Source organism: Nocardia cyriacigeorgica, from assembly GCF_010868145.1.
In the GTDB taxonomy this organism is placed as follows: Bacteria; Actinomycetota; Actinomycetes; order Mycobacteriales; family Mycobacteriaceae; genus Nocardia; species Nocardia cyriacigeorgica_D.
Genome location: NZ_JAAGUY010000001.1, coordinates 471,778 through 490,982 on the forward strand (window position 1 = coordinate 471,778; position 19,205 = coordinate 490,982).

General features: G+C 67.2%; 15 protein-coding genes and 1 pseudogene. 11 read left to right on the forward strand and 5 right to left on the reverse strand.

Annotated elements, in window-relative coordinates; all coding sequences use genetic code 11:
* Window positions 1-84: 84 nt before the first annotated feature.
* From GV792_RS02070 to GV792_RS30015, 3 genes and pseudogenes are all read left to right on the forward strand, one after another.
* Window positions 85-750, forward strand: coding sequence for a GTP cyclohydrolase II (locus tag GV792_RS02070; RefSeq protein WP_163821860.1), 666 nt, complete (start codon window positions 85-87; stop codon window positions 748-750).
* A gap of 223 nt (window positions 751-973) precedes the next feature.
* The gene (locus GV792_RS02075) at window positions 974-2,803 is read left to right on the forward strand and encodes an AMP-dependent synthetase/ligase (protein ID WP_163821861.1); all 1,830 of its coding nucleotides are present in this window, start codon (window positions 974-976) and stop codon (window positions 2,801-2,803) included.
* A gap of 225 nt (window positions 2,804-3,028) precedes the next feature.
* A pseudogene (locus tag GV792_RS30015) lies at window positions 3,029-6,042 on the forward strand (Tn3 family transposase).
* Between the two features lie 146 nt (window positions 6,043-6,188).
* Here the strand turns inward: GV792_RS30015 and GV792_RS02085 are convergent.
* Window positions 6,189-6,833 (reverse strand): class I SAM-dependent methyltransferase, encoded by a 645-nt coding sequence (locus GV792_RS02085; protein ID WP_163821862.1) that lies wholly within the window; start codon window positions 6,831-6,833, stop codon window positions 6,189-6,191.
* 358 nt (window positions 6,834-7,191) lie between these two features.
* On the opposite strand from GV792_RS02085, the gene GV792_RS02090 reads away from it, so the two are divergent.
* Complete coding sequence (locus GV792_RS02090; protein ID WP_163821863.1) at window positions 7,192-8,124, forward strand: recombinase family protein; 933 nt, start codon at window positions 7,192-7,194, stop codon at window positions 8,122-8,124.
* 51 nt (window positions 8,125-8,175) lie between these two features.
* Here the strand turns inward: GV792_RS02090 and GV792_RS02095 are convergent, their stop codons facing one another.
* Window positions 8,176-8,712 (reverse strand): YbhB/YbcL family Raf kinase inhibitor-like protein, encoded by a 537-nt coding sequence (locus GV792_RS02095; RefSeq protein WP_163821864.1) that lies wholly within the window; start codon window positions 8,710-8,712, stop codon window positions 8,176-8,178.
* A gap of 22 nt (window positions 8,713-8,734) precedes the next feature.
* Window positions 8,735-10,096 (reverse strand): M20/M25/M40 family metallo-hydrolase, encoded by a 1,362-nt coding sequence (locus tag GV792_RS02100; RefSeq protein ID WP_163821865.1) that lies wholly within the window; start codon window positions 10,094-10,096, stop codon window positions 8,735-8,737.
* Window positions 10,097-10,242: 146 nt separating this feature from the next.
* On the opposite strand from GV792_RS02100, the gene GV792_RS02105 reads away from it, so the two are divergent.
* Window positions 10,243-11,883 carry an N-6 DNA methylase gene (locus tag GV792_RS02105; protein ID WP_163821866.1) on the forward strand — a complete coding sequence of 547 codons (1,641 nt, stop codon included), beginning with the start codon at window positions 10,243-10,245 and terminating at the stop codon, window positions 11,881-11,883.
* 168 nt (window positions 11,884-12,051) lie between these two features.
* The gene (locus GV792_RS02110) at window positions 12,052-12,645 is read left to right on the forward strand and encodes a hypothetical protein (RefSeq protein WP_163821867.1); all 594 of its coding nucleotides are present in this window, start codon (window positions 12,052-12,054) and stop codon (window positions 12,643-12,645) included.
* Window positions 12,646-12,683: 38 nt separating this feature from the next.
* On the opposite strand, the gene GV792_RS02115 is transcribed toward GV792_RS02110, so the two are convergent.
* Window positions 12,684-13,040, reverse strand: a complete 357-nt coding sequence (locus tag GV792_RS02115) for a winged helix-turn-helix transcriptional regulator (protein WP_163821868.1) — start codon at window positions 13,038-13,040, stop codon at window positions 12,684-12,686.
* 139 nt (window positions 13,041-13,179) lie between these two features.
* Between GV792_RS02115 and GV792_RS02120 the strand changes: the two genes are divergently transcribed.
* The gene (locus GV792_RS02120; protein WP_163821869.1) at window positions 13,180-14,049 is read left to right on the forward strand and encodes an NAD(P)-dependent oxidoreductase; all 870 of its coding nucleotides are present in this window, start codon (window positions 13,180-13,182) and stop codon (window positions 14,047-14,049) included.
* 55 nt (window positions 14,050-14,104) lie between these two features.
* Window positions 14,105-14,974, forward strand: coding sequence for an NAD(P)-dependent oxidoreductase (locus GV792_RS02125; protein ID WP_163821870.1), 870 nt, complete (start codon window positions 14,105-14,107; stop codon window positions 14,972-14,974).
* 171 nt (window positions 14,975-15,145) lie between these two features.
* Here GV792_RS02125 and GV792_RS02130 read toward each other — a convergent pair whose 3' ends face one another.
* Window positions 15,146-16,120 carry a helix-turn-helix transcriptional regulator gene (locus GV792_RS02130; protein WP_163821871.1) on the reverse strand — a complete coding sequence of 325 codons (975 nt, stop codon included), beginning with the start codon at window positions 16,118-16,120 and terminating at the stop codon, window positions 15,146-15,148.
* A gap of 145 nt (window positions 16,121-16,265) precedes the next feature.
* Between GV792_RS02130 and GV792_RS02135 the strand changes: the two genes are divergently transcribed.
* The 3 genes from GV792_RS02135 (at window position 16,266) to gdhA (ending at window position 18,820) form a co-directional block, all read left to right on the forward strand.
* Window positions 16,266-16,661 (forward strand): RidA family protein, encoded by a 396-nt coding sequence (locus tag GV792_RS02135; protein WP_163822203.1) that lies wholly within the window; start codon window positions 16,266-16,268, stop codon window positions 16,659-16,661.
* Window positions 16,662-16,739: 78 nt separating this feature from the next.
* The gene (locus GV792_RS02140; RefSeq protein WP_309139062.1) at window positions 16,740-17,213 is read left to right on the forward strand and encodes a DUF488 domain-containing protein; all 474 of its coding nucleotides are present in this window, start codon (window positions 16,740-16,742) and stop codon (window positions 17,211-17,213) included.
* Window positions 17,214-17,470: 257 nt separating this feature from the next.
* Window positions 17,471-18,820, forward strand: a complete 1,350-nt coding sequence (gene gdhA, locus GV792_RS02145; RefSeq protein ID WP_163821873.1) for an NADP-specific glutamate dehydrogenase — start codon at window positions 17,471-17,473, stop codon at window positions 18,818-18,820.
* Window positions 18,821-19,205 lie beyond the last annotated feature (385 nt).

A 19,205-nucleotide genomic window follows, 5' to 3' on the forward strand; every position in this document is an offset into this window, starting at 1 on the left:
CCACTGGAGAGGCTCGGTACGGCCGCGATCGCGCTGCACGCACCGAACCGGCGGGGCACCACCCCGTACGACACAGGAGGCGCGTTGACCATAGTTGCGGTACCGACCGGCGACACCGGTCACCGGTTCACCCGCGGCGGGCGCGACATCAGGGTTCGGGTTCAGGAAGTGACCGGCGGCGCCGAGGACGGGCATGTACTCGTCTTCGGCGAACCCGGCAACGGCTGCCTGGTCCGAGTACATTCGCGCTGCCTCTACGGCGAGGCTCTCGGTTCCCAGGACTGTGACTGCGGTCCCGAACTCACCAAGGCGCTCGACGAGATCCAGAACGAGGGCGCGGGCGTGCTGATCTACCTCGAGCAGGAAGGCCGCGGCTGCGGTTTGGTCGCCAAGGCGCACGGCTACCGCGAAAGCGAACGCTCCGGCACCGACACCTTCATCAGCTATGAACGCCTCGGCCTGCCCGCCGATGCCCGCACCTACACCCACGCCGCGACCAGTCTGCTCGACCTGGGTGTGACCCGGGTGCGGCTGCTCACCAACAACCCCGACAAGGTCGCAGCACTTCGCGAGGCCGGTATCGAGGTCATCACGGTCCCCCTGGCCACCACACCGTTGAGCGACCGCGCGGCCCAATATCTGGAGGCCAAGCGGCAGCGGCGCGGGCACTGGATCCCTGCCGATGCCGCGTCGGCGTCGGATTCCGCGCTGCTCGACCGGCCCGAACCGCAGCATCAGGGCCACATCTAGAGCGCGTCGATGCCGTTGCGGGAGCGTCTGGCCGCGCCCGCAACGCATCGGCGCAGTTTCGTTACCCACGTCACAATGTCCGATTTGCCGCTACCATGAGTGAGCCGCGTCACTCGGTGCCGCGCCATCGGTAAGCCGGTATGACGGCAGATGCCGTCGCGACCGTCTCCGATGGGCCGAGCGCCGCGACGCTCGGCTCATGCAGCGACATCGGGAACGGAACATGACCACAACAGACATCGGCTACGCGCACCCCTCTGGCACCACCGTCTACACGGTGCCGCAAGCCTTTCAGCAGACCATCACCCTGCGCCCCGACCAGGTCGCGCTACGCACGGTGGGCGGCACCCAGGAGATCACCTGGCGCGAATACGGCGAACGGGTACGTGCTCTGGCCGCGGGGCTTGCGGCGCTGGGTGTCAGCCGTGGCGACACCGTCGGCATCATGCTCACCAACCGGCCCGAGTTCAACTTGATCGACACCGCGGCACTGCATCTGGGTGCCACGCCGTTCTCGATCTACAACACCAGCTCCGCCGAACAGATCACCCATCTGTTCACCAACGCCGCCAACAAGGTCGTGGTCACCGAACAGAAGTTCCTCGACGTCATCACCGGATCCGGTGTGCCGATCGAGCATCTGATCGTCGTCGACGGGCCGGTCACCGGTGCGATCACCCTCGAGGATCTCGAGTCCAACTCCGCCGACGATTTCGATTTCGACGCTGCCTGGCAGGCCGTACAGCCAGACGATCTGGCCACACTCATCTACACCTCCGGCACCACCGGGCCCTCCAAGGGCGTGGAGATCACCCACCGCAATGTGCTGGCGCAAGTGATCGCGCTCGTCAGCGGCCCGCTCTCGGTGGGAATCGATGACCGGATCGTGTCGTATCTGCCTGCCGCCCACGTCGCCGACCGCATCTCCGCGCATGCGATGAACCTGCTCACCGGTATCCAGCAGACCACGGTGCCCGATCCGCGCGAGGTCGCCGCCGCGCTGCCGGATGCGCGGCCCACCGTGTTCTTCGGGGTGCCGCGGGTGTGGCAGAAGATCAAGGCCGGTATCGAAGCCAAGCTCGCCACCGAGTCCGGGGTGAAGAAATCACTGGCCACCTGGGCGATCGACACCGGTGTCGCCGCGGCGCGCGCTGATCTGGCAGGTTCCGGGCGCAGTCTGCTGCTGCGGGTGCAGCATCCGATCGCCGATGCCCTGGTGCTGTCGAAGCTGCGGGCCGCGCTCGGGCTCGACGAACTGAAGGTGGCGTCCTCGGGTGCGGCGCCGATTCCGGCGGAGACCCTCGAATACTTCCTCGGCCTCGGCTTCACGGTGTCGGAGGTATGGGGCATGTCCGAAACCACCGGCGTCGGCACCTACACCGAGCTCGACAAACCGCGCCCCGGCACTGTCGGGCGCCCCGTCGACGGCCTCGAACTGCGCCTGGACGCCGACGGCGAAGTGCTGGTGCGCGGGCCCATCGTCACCCCCGGCTACCGCGATATGCCGGATAAAACCGCTGAGGCCTTCGACGATGACGGCTGGCTGCGCACCGGCGATGTGGGCACTCTCGACGCGGACGGCTATCTGCGCATCGTCGACCGCAAGAAGGAACTCATCATCAACGAGGCGGGCAAGAACATCGCCCCCAGCAATATCGAGAACTCGGTCAAGGCGGTGTCGTCGCTGATCGGGCAGGTCGTGGCCCTCGGCGACGCCAAACCCTATATTTCGGCGCTGATCGTGCTCGACCCCGATATCGCGGCCGTCCGCGCCAAGGAACTCGATGCCGCCGACGCCGATATCGCCACACTGGCCACCCGCCGTGAGATCGTCGACGAGGTGCTGGCCGCGGTGCAGGCGGGCAACAAGAAGCTCTCCCGGGTCGAGCAGATAAAACGATTCACCGTGCTCCCCGCGGTATGGGAGCCCGGCGGTGACGAACTGACGCCGAAGATGTCGCTCAAACGTCAGCCGATCGCGGCGAAGTATGCGAGCGAGATCTCCGCCCTCTACGCCGAAACCGTCGCCGAAACCGTCATCGACGTGAAGTAATCCCAGACCTGCTGAAAGCGCTGTGGCCCTGAGCGATCACGCCCAGGGCCACAGCCGTATCCGGGTCAGTTCTGGGGGTAGCCGTAGCATCGGCCGAATTTCGGGCGGATATGGCGTAACCCGCTGGTAGTGGTGGGGTTTGGTGTTGTCGCGCTGCGGGATTGGGTTGTTGGTGCTTTGCTGGCTGGCGTTGTGGTCGGTCGGTGTGGTGGAGGGTGAGGGTTCGTGGCGACGCGGGTGTTCGCGGACGAGGAGCTGGAGCGTCTGCGGGAGTTCCCGGAGATCGGTCGTGAGGAGTTGTTCCGGTTCTTCACGTTGACTCCGGCGGATGTGGCGTTTGTGGATCCGGGGCGTGGTCGGGGTCCGGCGGATCGGTTGGGGTTGGCGATCGCGTTGTGCACGTTGCCGTGGTTGGGGTTCGTTCCGGACAGGTTGGTGACGGCGCCGCCGGTGGCAGTGGCGCGGTTGGCGCAGCAGTTGGGGGTGGATCCGGTCGAGATCAGCTCCTACGGTCGTCGCGCCAAGACGCGGACCGAGCATGTGCGGCTGGCCGCGCGGTATCTGGGTTGGCGCAGCGCGGGGGTGATGGAGTTGAAGGAACTCGACGAGTTCCTGTTGGCGCGGGCGCTGGAGCACGATTCCCCGACGCTGCTGTTCCGGTTGGGGTGCGATTTTTTGGTGTCGGCGCGGGTGATCCGGCCGGGGCCGGTGATGGTGATCGAGCGGGTCGCGCACGCTCGCGCCCAGGCTCAGGCCGAAACCTACGATCGGCTCGCCCACGAGTTCACTGCTGAGCGGTGCGCGCAGTTGGACGGGTTGCTGGTCAACGACGCGTAGATCGGGGTGTCGCGGTTGCGGTGGCTGTCGACCGGGCCGGTGGAGGCGTCCGCGTCGGCGGTACGCGCGGAGGTCGACAAACTCGGGTTCCTGCGCGGTCTCGGCGCCGACGAGCTGGATATGTCGGTGCTGCCCGCCGAGCGGCGCCGGTTCCTGGCCACGATGGGCCGCCGGTTGACCGGCCAAGCCCTCGAACGTCGTGACCCGCAGCGGCGGTATCCGATCCTGCTGACGGTGCTGGCGCAGTCGGGCACCGATGTGCTCGATGAGGTGGTGGGGCTGTTCGATCAGGCGCTCTCGGCGAAATTCGGTGCCGCCGAACGCCGTATGCAACAGGAGTTGGCCGAGCGCGGCAAGACCGGCGAGGACCGCCAGGCCCTGCTCGACGATCTCCTCGAGATCGTCACCGACCTCGGGATCGGCGACGAGCAGATCGGCGGGCTGATCCGCGGTGAGCGGATCGGGTGGGAACGGTTACGGGCGGCGCTCGCGCAGGCCAAACCCCGACTTCCGCGTGATCACGGGCATCTGGCCGCGCTCGACGCCTCGTATTCGTATCTGCGCCAGTTCACTCCTGCGGTGCTGTCGACGGTGCGTTTCGCGGGCGGCACCGCGGCGACGAAGTTGCTGATCGCGGTGCACATGCTGCGCGAGTTAAACGCGACCGGCGCCCGCAAGGTCCCCGCCGAGGCCCCGACAGGGTTCATACCGACGAAATGGCGCGGCTACCTCGACGAAGCCCGCAAGTCCGGCAGCGCCACCGCGTATCGGCACTACTGGGAGCTGTGCGTGCTGCTCAGGTTGCGCGACGGGCTGCGCAGCGGGGACGTGTTCGTACCGGGGTCACGCCGCTACGCCGACCCGGCCGCCTACCTGCTCACCGCTGAGCAGTGGGAGCCCCAACGAGGTGAGTTCTGCCGTCTGGTCGGCAAATCCGCCGACCCCGCCCAAGCCCTGGCGGCGGCGACCGACGAACTGCACACCGCGGTCGCCGAGCTGGAGACCGTCCTCGCCGCTGGTGAGGGCCCGGTCCGCCTCAACGAGGCCGGGGATCTGGTGATCTCGCCGTTGACCACCGAGGACGTCCCGGCCGAGGCGGTCGCGTTGAAGGCCGAGCTGACCGAGATGCTGCCGTTCGCGCCGATCGTGTCGCTTCTCATCGAGCTGGACAAACGCACCGGCTACCTGGACTGCTTGACCCACGCGAGCGGAAAGCAGGCCCGCACGCCGGAATTGAAACGCAACCTCATCGCGGTCCTGCTCGCCTACTCGACCAACCTCGGACTCACCAGGATGGGTGAGGCGTGTGGAATCTCCTACGACATCCTGGCCTGGACCTCGGAATGGTACGTGCGCGAGGAGACCCTGCGGGCGGCGAACCTGGCCATCCTCGACTACCACCAACGCCTGCCGCTGACGGCGGTGTTCGGCGCCGGAACCCTGTCCTCCTCGGACGGGCAGCGGTTCCCGACGCGCGGCAAGTCGATCACCGCCCGCGCGTTGAGCCGCTATTTCGCCAACGAGGGCCTGTCGACCTACACCCACGTCACCGACCAGCACGCCACCTACGGCACGAAGATCATCGTCGCCACCCGCCGCGAGGCGCACTACGTGCTCGACGAGATCCTGGGCAACGCCACCGATCTCCCGATCACCGAACACGCGACCGACACCCACGGCGTCACCCTCGTCAATTTCGGATTGTTCGACCTGCTCGGGATGCAGCTCTCGCCCCGAATCCGGGACCTGGGCCGCATCACCCTCTACCGGCCGGACCGCGCGCCGACGCCGAGACCAGGTTCCCGCGCACGGGCCCGCTGATGACGCGCAAGCTGAACACGGAATTGATCGCCGAACACTGGGACGACCTGCTCCGGTTGGCGGGGTCGTTGAAGTTCGGGCACGCCACCGCCTCGCTGCTGGTCGGGAAACTCTCCGCATCCGGGCGTCAGAACGCCCTCGCCGCGGCGCTCAAGGAATACGGGGCGCTGCGGCGCACGATCTACGCCGCGAAATACCTCGCCGACCCCGACTACCGGCGCAAGATCTCCCGACAACTCAACAAGGGAGAATCCCTGCACGCGCTGCGCCGCGACCTGCTCTACGCCCATGAGGGCATGATCCGGGCGCGGCACCTCGACGGCCAGACCGAACAAGCCTGGTGCCTCACTCTGGCCACGAACGCCGTGATCGCCTGGACCACAGAGTATTACGGTCTCGCCGTGGAGCAGATGCGACGGTCCGGCCGCCGAATCGATGACGATGTGCTCGCCCACATCAGCCCCGCCCACAGCGCCAACATCAATTTCTTCGGCGCGATCGAGGTCGACATCGACGCCGAACTCGCCGCACTCGGCCCAACCGGATATCGGCCGTTGCGGGTCCGCGACACCTTGTTCTGATCGCTGCCTCGGGCGGGATCCATAGGGCTTGCAGGTGTAGAGCGCGTCCGTGGTCACGACGGTCGCGCCGAGGGTATAGCGCAGTGTCGGCGTCCATCTCGGGCATCGGCTCCGGATCCGACTGGCGAGCCCGACATATGCAGAAGTCAGGACTTACTGCGTGCGAAAAGAATCGCTTGCTGAGCTTTCGCGTCCGGGTCGAGTAGCATCTGAGCCTCGACCACGAATCCGGCATCGCGCAGCCAGGATGCCACCTGGTCAGGCTGACGGCGGTGGACATGGACATTCATCGGGTGACCGCCATAGCCGTCGGTCTTCAACAACGACTCGTCGCCGACGTGAAACAGCAGCTGCAGCGGTCCGCCGGGACGCAATGCTCGGTGGAAGTGCCCGAACACGGTCGGCACCTCGTCGTCAGGGATGTGGATCAACGACTGCCAGGCGAGCAGGCCGGTCACCGAAGCGTCGGGGAGGTCCAGGTCCGTCATCGAGCCCACCTCGAACCGCAGGCCGGGGTGGTCGCGCCGGGCCACGTCGATCATCGCCGGGGAGAGGTCGACACCGAAGGCGTCGACACCGAGCTCATGTAGGTGGGCGGTGACTTCACCGGGGCCGCAGCCGACGTCCGCGACCGGCCCGCCGCCAGCGATCCGCACGCTGTCGGCGAACAACGCCAGAGCGGCGCGAAGGTACTGGTGTCCGGCGAGGGCGCCGCGCACTTGGTCGGCATAGCTGACCGCGACCGTGTCATAAGAGGTTCGGGTGTCGGCCAACCAGTCATTCGTGGTCATGACCGGCACGATATTCCATGATCACGACCTCGTGGACGGCCGACGCAGAGAGAACCGATCATCGGCCCGCCGACTGGCCCTGAACTCCGCCGCGTTTCCGCGGACCGCAATGCAGGAGAGCACACCATGGCGCTGGCCACCGAACAGCGTCGCCGTAACAAGCCGGCATCCGTGCTGCGATAATGTCGTCAAATGACCCTTTGACGACACCCATCGGGGGCGGCTCCCGGGCCGCGTGGATCGTGCGGAAACAGCACTCCCGATCCATTGCCGTCCGTTCCGTATTGACGACAGGGTTTGACGACAGATAGAACGGTGAACGGAGAGCAACCGGATCGAAAGAAGGGGCGCTGCGGTCATGGCCGAACTCGTCTACACGCGGGTCTCCACCGACGAGCAGAGCACCGTGGGCCAGACCCACCTGCTCGCCGAGGCCGGTCTCGTCGACGGCGCGCTCGGTGTGCGACTGTTCGCCGATCCGGCCACCTCATCCAAGATCCCCGCGCTGCACCGCGACGGCTTCCGCGAGCTCGCCCGATACGCGCGCCCCGGCGACCGGCTCACCGTGTCCGAGCTCTATCGGTTGTGCCGCGACCTCGCCGACATCCTCGCCGTGCGCGACTGGTGCCAGCGGCACCAGGTGAAACTGCGGGTGCTCTCCGGCGCGCTGTCCGGCATCACCGACCTGGCCGCCGCCGACGCGACCACCACCATGCTGGTCAACGTGCTCATCTCGGTCGGCCAGTTCCAGCGCGACCTGCAAAACGAACTCACCCGCGAGGGCCTGGCAGCCGCCCGCGCCAACGGCGCGATATCGGGGCGCCGCCCCCAGGTCGCCACGAACGGGGACCTCGAACAAGTCCGCCGCCAATATCGAGAAGGCGCCAGCATCGCCGCCCTCGCCCGACAACACCGAGTCAGCCGCGTCGCGATCCGCACCGCACTCGCCGACCTGCTGCCCGACCGGCCCGAACAACCCGCCCCCACCGATATCGACGAACCTCGCCCGATCCGAATCGAGATGCCGGGCAAGCTCGCCCACCACCTCACCGCCCACACCGCCGACCTCGGCGAAACCGAACGCCACGCCCTACGCGACGGCCGGCAGATACGGCGAGGCCAGGGCTACAGCCTGCACGTCACCGCCCCACCACACATCCACCAGGCACTGCTGGCCGCCGCCGAACCCCTCGCACACAGCACCGCGGCCGCCGACCGCAAGGCATATCGGATCTACCGCGACCGCCTCACCCAACAACCCCCCGGCCTGACCGGCACCCAGCGCGCGTAACCCGCCCTCTACCAGCGGGTTACGCCATATCCGCCCGAAATTCGGCCGATACTACGGCGACCCCTTCTGCTCGTAGGTGGCGACCAGCGTTGCGCGCGCCAGCGAATGCGAGAACAGGTTGAAGCCGAGAAAGGCTGGGCTGGCTTCGGCCGGGATCTCGAGTGCGTCCACGTCCAGGGCATGCACGACGACGAAGTAGCGGTGCGGCCCGTGTCCCGGCGGCGGGGCGGCGCCGACGAAACCGGTGAACCCGCCGTCGTTGCGCAACTGCACCGCACCTGCGGGTAGCTGCCCGCCCTCGCTGCCGGCACCGGAGGGCAGCGAGGTCACCGATGCGGGGATGTCGGCCACGGCCCAATGCCAGAAACCCGATGCGGTCGGTGCGTCCGGATCGAAGATCGTCACCGCGAAACTCTTGGTCTCGGCCGGGAATCCGGACCACGACAGCTGCGGCGACACATCTTTGCCACCGGCGCCGAACACACCGCTGACCTGGTCGTTGCCCCACCTCTGACCGTCGGACACATCGTCGGAAGTCACGGTGAAGGCCGGGACCTGCGGAAGTGCGTCATAGGGGTTGTAGCTCATTGGCTCCTCATCTCGGATCGGTTCAGCTGTGCAACAGGAAGTGTTCCAGTACCCGGGTGCCGAATTCGAGGGCGTCCACCGGGACGCGCTCGTCGACACCGTGGAACAGGGCCGCGAAATCCAGCTCCGGCGGCAGCTGTAGCGGGGCGAAGCCGAAGCAGCGGATGCCCAAGCGAGCGAACGCTTTCGCATCGGTGCCGCCGGACAGCATGTAGGGCACGGTGCGGCCCTGCGGGTCGTGGGCGAGGATGGCGGCGTTCATCGCGTCAACGAGGTGTCCGTCGAAGGTGGTTTCGTAGGAGTCGAGCTTGGTGATCCACTCCCGCTCCACGTCCGGTCCGATCAGTTCGTCGACTTCGCGTTCGAATTCGGCCTGCCGACCGGGCACCACCCGGCAATCCACCACCGCTTCGGCGGTTTGCGGGATCACATTCGCCTTGTATCCGGCGTTCAGCATCGTCGGGTTGGCGGTATCGCGCAGCGTGGCGCCGATGATCCGCGAAATCGACCCGAGTTTGGCCAGGGTGCCCTCGATGTCGGGGCCCGACGGGTCGAACTCGAGACCCGATTCCTGCGAGACCGCGGCCAGGAATTCCGCGACCGAATCCGACACCACGAGCGGGAAGGTGTGGGTCCCCAGCCGTGCGACCGCGCCGGCGAGGATGGTGACCGCGTTGTCCTCGTGCAGGAACGAGCCGTGCCCGGCGCGTGCCTTGGCGCGCAACCGCATCCAGCCCAGGCCCTTCTCGGCGGTCTCCACCAGATACAGCCGCCGCTCACCGCCGTCGGGACGGGGCACCGTCAGTGAGAAGCCGCCGACCTCCCCCACGGCTTCGGTGATGCCGTCGAACAGGTCGGGCCGGTTGTCGACCAGCCAGTGCGAGCCCCATTTGCCGCCGTTTTCCTCGTCGGCGAGGAACGCGAACACCAGATCGCGCGGCGGAACGGTGCCTTCGATCTTGAACTGGCGGGCCACCGCCAGCATCATCCCCACCATGTCCTTCATGTCGACCGCGCCGCGGCCCCATACGTAGCCGTCGCGGACCGCGCCGGAGAACGGGTGCACGCTCCAGTCCTCGGCCTGTGCCGGAACCACATCCAGGTGACCGTGCATGAGCAGCGCACCGCGGGAGGAGTCGGCGCCCTTCAGCCGGGCGAACACATTGCCGCGGCCCGGCGCACCGGATTCGACGTATTCGGTGGTGTAGCCGACCTCGCGCAATTGTTCGGCCACCCATTCCGCGCATGCCTGTTCGCCCTTGGTGGTGGCCAGCTCGCCGGTATTGGAGGTGTCGAACCGGATCAGCGTGCTGACCAGCTCCACCACCTCCGACACCGCGCGAGAACGTTGTTGTGAACCCGGTACTCCGCCAGTTGCCGACACGTACCCTTTCCTACCATCTACCGCAGGGGTTGCCAGCGCTTCGGTGCACCGCGCGGCGTCGCCGACGCATTGCGGAAACAGCCATGACCGGCGCGTCCGGGCCTTTACGCTGTCCACATCGAGCCGGCCGACAGAACGGAGGGCGGGTGAGCGAGAGTCCAGCCGAGATCAAACGTCACGGCAAGCACTACACGCCCACCGACCTCGCACGGTTCCTGGCCGAACGCGTCGTCGAACATCTCGACCCACACCGTCGCGAGGTGCGGGTTCTGGACCCGGCCTGCGGTGACGGCGAGTTGCTCTTCGCTGCCTACCGGGCCGTCACCGACCGTCGACCGGGCGCGCGGGTAGTGCTCACCGGCTACGACCTCGACCCCGATGCGCTGAGGATCGCCCGGTCGCGTGCGCAGCGCCTCGGCATCGAGATCGGGCTGCACACCGGCGATTTCCTCGACGCACGAACCGATCGCGGGGCCGGCCGCTTCGACGCCGTCATCACCAATCCCCCGTACGTGCGTGTCCAGCAGCTCGGGCAGGCGACCGCGCGACTGCTGGCCACGCGGTTCGCGTTGCGCGGCCGTATCGACCTGACCCATCCGTTCGTGGTGCTGCTGCCGACACTGCTGCGGCCCGAGGGGGTGGTGGGGCTGCTGTGCTCGAATCGGTTCCTCACCACCCGCGCCGGCGCCAATGTGCGCGCGGTGTTCCAGCAGTCGTTGCAGCCACTCGAGCTCTACGACCTTGGCGACACCAAGCTGTTCACCGCCGCCGTACTGCCCGCGGTCGTCATCGCACGGCACCGGGCGCCGCAGGATTCGGCGCGGTGCGTGTTCATGTCCGCCTACGAGGACGCGTGTGCCGCCCCGACCAGCGCGATCGGCCTGTACGAGGCGTTGATCGAGGGTGGAGACACCGTTATCGACCATGCCGGGCGCACCATCGCGATCCGCTCCGGGCACCTTGTGCCGCCCGCGCAGGCGCAGCGGCCCTGGCGGCTGTCGCATACCGCAGGGGATGCCTGGTTGCAGCGTGTGCACGCGGGCACCTGGCGCACGTTCGGTGAGCTCGCGCGTATCCGGGTAGGTATCAAGACGACCGCGGATCCGGTCTTCATCTCCGACCGCTGGCATGAGTGCTCGCCGTGCCCGGAGGAGGAGTTGCTGCGGCCGTTGCTCACCCAGCACGATCTGATGCCGTGGCGGATCTCGCCCACGCCCGCCACGCGGGTTCTGTATCCGTACGCGCTCGACCACACCAAACGCACACTGATCGATCTAGCCGACTATCCCGCGGCCCGCGCCTATCTCGAAGCGCACGGCGAGCGGTTGCGCGGGCGCCGGTATCTCGCCGACGGCGGACGCGAATGGTATGAGATCTGGGTGCCGCAGCAGCCCGCACGCTGGGCCTCACCCAAGATCGTGTTCCCCGATATCAGCGCCACCGCCCGTTTCGCCCTCGATCGTTCCGGGGCCGTGGTCAACGGTAACTGCTATTGGATCTCGGTGCCCGATCTGGGCGATGAGGACCTCGCCCATCTCATGCTGGCGGTGGCCAATTCGCGGCTCGGCCTGCGCTTCTACGATGAGGTCTGCGGTAATCGGCTCTATTCCGGTCGCCGCCGCTGGATGACGCAGTATGTCGCCGAACTGCCACTCCCGGCACCGGATTCGGCTGCGGCGCGCCAGATCGTCGGCATCGTCGCCGACATCCTCGCTGCGGACACGGTCCCCGTTGCCGAGCAGACCGCAATGATCGACGCACTGCTCGACGCCGCGTTCTGCCTGTGACGCGTCCGTCAGGGCCGGATTCGGCGAGGACACACCGTGACCGGTCGATCCGCAACCCTCCAGTCCGCGCCTTGTTCACACTCATCGAGACGTCGGCTCGTATCTCATCCAGTGGGAGCATCGGCCACCCCGGGCTGGCGCCGCGGACAGTGGTGCGATGATGGCGGCGTGACTGCGTGGCTGCCCCTCATCAGTTCGGTCGTTGTCGTCGTTGCGCTCTCGCTGACGATAGTGGCCGCCAACCGCTCTCATCGCCGCGCGATCATCGCCGCCGACGAGCGCGCAGCGACGGCACTCGAGGCTGCGCAACGCACGACCGAGGCCACGCATGGTGCTGCGGCGGGCCGCGACCACGACCGGTGGCGGCGCGAGAAGATCCTCGACGCGGTCTCCGACATCCTCGCTGTCTCCGAGGAAGTCACCGACCGGCTCGACCGCCGCGCCGATTGGAGCGCCGACACCGTCGACGAGGCCGAGAGCCAGATCCTGCAGACCCTGGAACGACTTCCGGTGATGGTCAATGTCATTCGGCTGCTGGCTGACGAGGCGCTCCTCGAGGAATGCGACAAACTCGGTCAGGCCCTCTATTCGGTGACTCGTGCCGCCGCCGCTACCGTGGCGCGTGAGCCGATCGCCTTCGACGAGCACAAGAAGCAGATCGAGCACTACATCGCCAGCTACCGCGCCATCCAAGCCGTCGAACTCGACCTCGTCGCCGCCGCTCGAACCGAACTCGGAGCCACACTGGTTCGCGTCGGCTGAGCGCGCGGTGTCCCGTCGCGCACTGGCGGCGGTGCACCTCAGGAGGCGAGGTGCACCTTCTGCGCGCCGACGCGAGTGATCCGCTCACGCCCCCACGCCCCCAACGGTTCCAGTGCCGCGTTCAACTGCACACCGAGCTCGGTGAGCCGGTATTCTACTCGTGGCGGCACTTCACGGAACACTTCGCGCTCGATGACGGCGTCCTCTTCCAGTTCACGCAGCTGCTGGATGAGCATCTTCTCCGACACCCCGGGCAGCCCGCGGCGCAGCTCCCCGAAACGGCGCACGCCGTGGTTCTGCAACTCCCACAGGATCAACGATTTCCATTTGCCGCCGACGACGTCCATTGCCGCGTCGATGCCGCAGAAGTATGGTCCGGATCTCTTTGTGCCCATGCCGTGCCCTCGCTACCTGTTCACACACCAAATTGTAAGTACCGAACAGAATAGTGGGTACTTGTCGAGTGTGCGGGTGGCGAGCACGCTTGGTTCACACAACGAACAACGGCACTGCTGAACCAAGGAGACACCTTCCATGCCGAGCACCACCACCACTCCGGTCACCATCCTCGGCCTCGGCGCCATGGGCAAGGCGTTGGCGACGACGCTGCGCAAGAGCGACGTGCCGACGACGGTCTGGAACCGCACACCAGGCAAGGACGCCGACCTGGTCGCCGCAGGTGCCACGAGCGCCGCCTCAGTCGGCGCCGCGATCGGGGCGAGCCCGGTGATCATCGCCGTGCTGCTCGATCACGCGTCGGTGCATGCCACCCTCGACCCGGTCGCACAGCAGCTGGCGGGCAAGCAGTTGATCAATATCACCAGCACCACGCCGGAGGAGTCGCGCGAATTGGCGTCGTGGGCAGCCGGTCACGGCATCGCCTATCTCGATGGCGGCATCATGGCGGTCCCGCCGATGATCGGGCAGCCGGGTGCGTCGATCCTCTACAGCGGCTCCCAGCAGGTCTTCGACGACCACCGCGACACGCTGGAATTGCTGGCGTCCGCGGAATATTTCGGCGACGACGCCGGTCTGGCCTCGACGCTCGACTTCTCGCTGCTGTCGGCGATGTACGGCATGTTCGGCGGCTTCTTCAACGGTGTGGCGATGACGCGCCGGGCCGGCGTGTCCGCCCACGCCTACGCCGAACGCGCGGCGGCCTGGGTGACGGCGATGGCGCAGCTGCTGCCCGATTACGGCAGGCTCATCGATGACCGTGATTACGGAAACGGCGTCCAGGACATCGCCTTCCACAAACCCGCCGTCGACGCCATCGTGCGTGCGACCCGCGACGCGGGCGCGGTCCCCGATTTCCTCACTCCCCTGCAGCACCTGATCAACCGTCAGATCGCCGAGGGCAACGGTGCGCGGGCGTTCGAGCGCACGGTCGAGGAAATCGCCTGATCATCAGGTGCCCGTGGGCGTCACGCGATCTCGTCTCGAAAGGAGTCGACTTTTCATGTCCGATACCGAACACGGACCCGTGACTGTTCTCGGCCTCGGCGCGATGGGCCGGGCGTTCGCCGAAGCCCTCCTCGCCGCAGGCCACACCACCACCGTCTGGAATCGCACACCGGGCAAGGACACTGACCTGGTCGCGACGGGAGCGACAGGTGCTGCGTCGGCGGCCGAGGCGGTAGCGGCGAGCCCGGTGATCATCGTGCTGCTGCTCGATCATGCGTCGGTGCATGACACCCTCGACCCGGTGGCCGAGCAGCTGGCCGGTCGCCAGGTGATCAACCTGACCAGCACCACACCCGAGCAGGCGCGGGAGCTGGCGTCGTGGGCGTCCGCACACGGCATCGACTATCTCGATGGCGGCATCATGGCCACCCCGCCGATGATCGGGCAGCCGGGCGCGTCGATCCTCTACAGCGGCTCCCAGCAGGTCTTCGACGACAACAGGTCGACGCTGGAGTTGCTGGCGGCAGCCGAGTACTTCGGTGCCGACGCCGGTTTCGCCTCGACCTACGATTTCGCGCTGTTGTCGGTGATGTACGGCATGTTCGGCGGGTTCCTCAACGGCGTGGCGCTGCTGCGGTCGATCGGTGTCTCGGCGCAGGATTTCGGTGTGCGGGCCGCCGCGTGGGCGACCGCGATGGCGCAGGTGATGCCGATGGAGGGTGAGATGATCGACGCTCGCGCCTATCACGGCGAGGGCCAGAACATCTTCTTTCTGAAGGCCGCCGTCGATGCCATCGTCCGCGCCGGACACGACGCGGGCGTTTCCCAGGAGTTCCTCAGTCCCCTGCAGAACGTGGTCAACCGTCAGATCGCCGACGGCCACGGCGAGATGTCGGTGCTGCGCACGGTGGAGGCGATCGTCTGACCGCCCCGGGGCGTGATGTCGCCGGATCTTCCCTCTCCATCGACATCACGCCTGTCCGGGACGGGTCCGGGCAATGGTCGCAGAGAATCCCACTGTCGTTGTGCTGTGCAATGTCGCAGGGCACACGACACCCGTTTGTGGGCCGACTGATACGTGTCCGCGCGGCAACCCTCAGGACGACATCCGGTAGCAGGTGGCGATCGCGGTGGCGCGGTTGTGCAGGGCGGTGCGCAGCCACGGCGGGGCGAGGGCTTCGGCGTGCGTGGCGAGCTGCCACAGCGCCCATTCGGCGTGTCTGGGGTCCTGGAAGGTGACTTCCATCCGTAGCCGGCCGTCTGCGTCGGTGTCTTCCGCGCGGACGGCCAGCGCGGTGTCGACCAGTTCCTCTCGCCGCGCCGAGTCCACCCGGACCAGCACGGTGACTTGGTCGCCGCCGGTGCGAAACCGTGCGCTGCGTTCCTGCCACGCCTTGCCCAGGTCGACCCGGTCCGGGCGCTGTGCCGGTTCGGTGAGTTCCTCGGCAGCCGAGATCCGCGACAGCCGGTAGGTGCGGTCGGCGCCGGACCTGGTGGCCAGCAGGTAGCCCTGATCGCGAACGGTGACCAGGCCGATCGGGTCCACCGTGCGCCACCTCGGGGTCTGGTCGACAGCCGCATAGTGGATGCGCAGCTTGTGTCCGGCGAACACCGCGCGCCGGACCTCGGCCACCACGGTGTCGGGCACCTCCTCGGCGATCAGCTTGCGCGAGAGCAGGTCGGTCTCCGGGTCGATGAGCAATCGCTGCGCCACCCCTGCCGCGGTGGCTCGATGGCTTTCGGGGAGCGCGTCGACCACCTTGAGCATCGCCGAGGCCAGCGCCGAGCCGAGCCCGAAGGCCTGTGCGCCGCGCCGTGATCCGGCGACGAGCAAGGCAATCGCCTCATCGTGGTTCAGCCCGGTGAGCTCGGTCTGGAAACCGGGCAACAAGGCGAAACCGCCGTGTCTGCCGCGCTCTGCGTAGACCGGGACACCCGCTGCCGACAGCGCCTCGATATCGCGCAGCACTGTCCGGGTGGACACCTCCAGCTCGCGTGCCAGTGCCGTCGCGGACAGTCGACCGTGTCGGCGCAGCAGCAGCACCAGCGAGACCAACCGGTCGGCGCGCATACGACAAAACCTAGCAGGAATACATGACACAGGATGTCGTGATTCGTTGGAAGGCTTGTCTCCACGGCGTCACGGACTGCGACTATCGGGCCGATGGGCGTCGTAGGTCAAACGATCAAACGATTCGAATGGAGCTGATGTGGCAGTGGAACGAACAGCGGTCAACCCGGTGACATGGTCGGTGGAGATGGGATTCAACCAGGGTGAGATCGTCTCCGGGCATACCCGGACCCTCTACTGCTCCGGGCAGACCGCGATGAGCAGCGACGGAAAGCCTCAGCATGACGGTGACATGGCGGCACAATTGGCGCTGAGCCTCGACAACGTGGAGGCAGTGCTGGGTGAGGCAGGCATGTCCCTGGCGAACCTGATCCGGCTCAACGTCTACACCACCGATGTCGATCTGCTGTTCCAGCACTACGGCGTGCTGGCAGGGCGGTTGGGCGCCGCACAGGTGGCACCCACCACCACGATGCTCGGGGTGACGCGGTTGGCGATTCCCGGCCAGATGGTCGAACTCGAGGCAACGGCGGTCGGGTAGGGCTTCTCGCCGCCTCCGGCCGGGGCGCCGGAGGCGGCGACAGCGTGGAAGACGGGTGGTTTCCCGGTGCCAAGAATCGTGACAATCGGCGTCTATGGCTTCACGGCCAACACCTTTCTCGACGAGCTCACCAGCGCGAACGCGCGGGTGTTGTTCGACCTGCGCCAGCGCCGCGGCGTGCGGGGCGCCGACTACAGCTGGGCGAACTCGGCGCGGCTGCAGCGTGCACTCGCCGCGGCCGATATCGGATACCGGCACGTGCGGAAGCTGGCGCCGACGACCGAGCTCCGCCGGCTCCAATACCGCGAGGACGACCGCCAGGGTGTGGGCAAGCGCAACCGCCGCACCCTGGCGCCCGAGTACATCGAGCGCTACACCCGCGACATCCTCGACCCATTCGACCTCGACGCGCTCATGGCCGAGCTCGAGAGTGACTCGGTGGTCGCCCTGTTCTGTGTCGAGCGCGATCCACTGGCATGCCACCGCGGGCTCGTGGCCGCCCGCCTGCGCGTCGCGAACGGCCTGGCGGTCACGCACCTGCTCCCGGGGTGAGCGCGCTACCCCAGCGACCGTCACCGGTGCGGGGTGCCGTTGGGCGTGGGATGAACGCGCTGCTCGGCAACCCCGTGAGGAGACGATCGTCTCCCGCGAAATGGATGTGTGGTCCGGGCCTCACAACGCAGGCGGTTAGCGTGTGAGGTTCGGCCGGTGAACTTCCGGTCGGCCGGTGTCCGAGGTGCGCCGGCCGATGCCGGGTGACCGCGTGCGGTCCGGCCGTGGATGCAACGACGACGACAAGGAGTCCGCGGGTGGCTGTCCTGGACGCGAAGCTGAGCGACATCTACGACGAGGTGTTGCGCCGCAACCCCGGCGAAACCGAGTTCCACCAGGCCGTGCACGAGGTGCTCGACAGCCTCGGCCCGGTGGTCGCCAAGCACCCGCAGTACGCCGACGCGGCGGTGATCCGCAGGTTGTGCGAGCCCGAACGTCAGATCATCTTCCGGGTGCCGTGGGTCGACGATTCCGGGGCCGTGCAGATCAATCGCGGGTTCCGGGTCGAGTTCAACTCCGCGCTCGGCCCGTACAAGGGTGGGCTGCGGTTTCATCCCTCGGTCTATCTGGGCATCGTCAAATTCCTCGGCTTCGAGCAGATCTTCAAGAACTCGCTGACCGGGCTGCCCATCGGCGGCGGCAAGGGCGGGTCGGATTTCGACCCCAAGGGCCGGTCCGAGGGTGAGGTGATGCGTTTCTGTCAGGCGTTCATGACCGAGCTCTACCGCCATCTCGGTGAGCACACCGATGTCCCGGCCGGCGACACCGGCGTCGGTGGCCGCGAAATCGGCTACCTGTTCGGCCAGTACAAGCGCATCACCAACCGCTACGAGTCCGGAGTGCTCACCGGCAAGGGCCTGACCTGGGGTGGCTCGCAGGTCCGCAAGGAGGCCACCGGTTACGGCGCGGTCTATTTCGTCAACGAGATCCTTGGCGCTGCGGGCCGGTCGCTGGAGGGACAGCGGGTGGTGGTGTCGGGCTCGGGCAATGTCGCCATCTACGCCATCGAGAAGATCCACGAGCTCGGCGGCACCGTGGTGGCGTGCTCGGATTCGGGCGGTTATGTCGTCGACGAACAGGGCATCGACCTGGAACTGCTCAAGGACATCAAAGAGGTGCGGCGCGCACGCATCGCCGACTACGCCGAGACTCGTTCGGGTTCCGCGCGATTCGTGGCGGGCGGTTCGCTGTGGGAGGTGCCCTGCGATATCGCGCTGCCGTGTGCCACCCAGAACGAACTCGACGGCGTTGCGGCGGGCAAGCTGATCGCCAATGGCTGCCATATCGTGGCCGAGGGTGCGAACATGCCGTGCACGCCGGAGGCGGTGCGACTGTTCGGTGAGGCGGGGGTGATCTTCGCGCCCGGTAAAGCCGCCAACGCCGGTGGTGTGGCGACCAGCGCACTGGAGATGCAGCAGAACGCGTCCCGCGACTCGTGGAGTTTCGAACACACCGAGGAGCGGCTGGCGGACATCATGCGCGGCATCCATGACCGCTGCCTGGCCACGGCCGACGAGTACGGCATGCCGGGTAACTATGTGGCGGGTGCGAATATCGGCGGTTTCATCCAGGTCGCCGATGCGATGCTCGCTCTCGGCGTCATCTGACGGGAGCAGAACACAACAGTGCGGGCGGGAGTTTCCGGACCGTTGCCAGAATCCCTCTGACTCACTGGGCTCGGTGTGATGTGAGCCCCGATGCGCGCGACATCGGACGCATCGGGGGCGCACCGCTGCACGATTCGAGCCGCATTCACGACCCCGATATGCAATGTTGTTACCACACAACGGCATTCGGGGTCGTCCTCGTGTGCCGAGTAAGCACCGGGCAAGGGGGTGCGACGCAAGCATGATGTCGCCGAACAGATCCGCGCCCGGCCGCCAGCAGCGGCCGGGCGAACCACGCTGGCCGGGGATGCTTCCGTCCCAGCGCGGCGGCCCCATCCGGGCACCGCGGACTCCGCGGCCACCACGGATCCGCCGGAAGCGTCGG

What these genes read in the sequence shown, in the direction of transcription:
- GV792_RS02125 (WP_163821870.1), top strand. Translation starts at nt 14,105, where the DNA reads ATGTCCGATACCGAACACGGACCCGTGACTGTTCTCGGCCTCGGCGCG.
- GV792_RS02130 (WP_163821871.1), bottom strand. Translation starts at nt 16,120, where the DNA reads ATGCGCGCCGACCGGTTGGTCTCGCTGGTGCTGCTGCTGCGCCGACAC.
- GV792_RS02115 (WP_163821868.1), bottom strand. Translation starts at nt 13,040, where the DNA reads ATGGGCACAAAGAGATCCGGACCATACTTCTGCGGCATCGACGCGGCA.
- GV792_RS02095 (WP_163821864.1), bottom strand. Translation starts at nt 8,712, where the DNA reads ATGAGCTACAACCCCTATGACGCACTTCCGCAGGTCCCGGCCTTCACC.
- GV792_RS02120 (WP_163821869.1), top strand. Translation starts at nt 13,180, where the DNA reads ATGCCGAGCACCACCACCACTCCGGTCACCATCCTCGGCCTCGGCGCC.
- GV792_RS02075 (WP_163821861.1), top strand. Translation starts at nt 974, where the DNA reads ATGACCACAACAGACATCGGCTACGCGCACCCCTCTGGCACCACCGTC.
- GV792_RS02085 (WP_163821862.1), bottom strand. Translation starts at nt 6,833, where the DNA reads ATGACCACGAATGACTGGTTGGCCGACACCCGAACCTCTTATGACACG.
- GV792_RS02090 (WP_163821863.1), top strand. Translation starts at nt 7,192, where the DNA reads ATGGCCGAACTCGTCTACACGCGGGTCTCCACCGACGAGCAGAGCACC.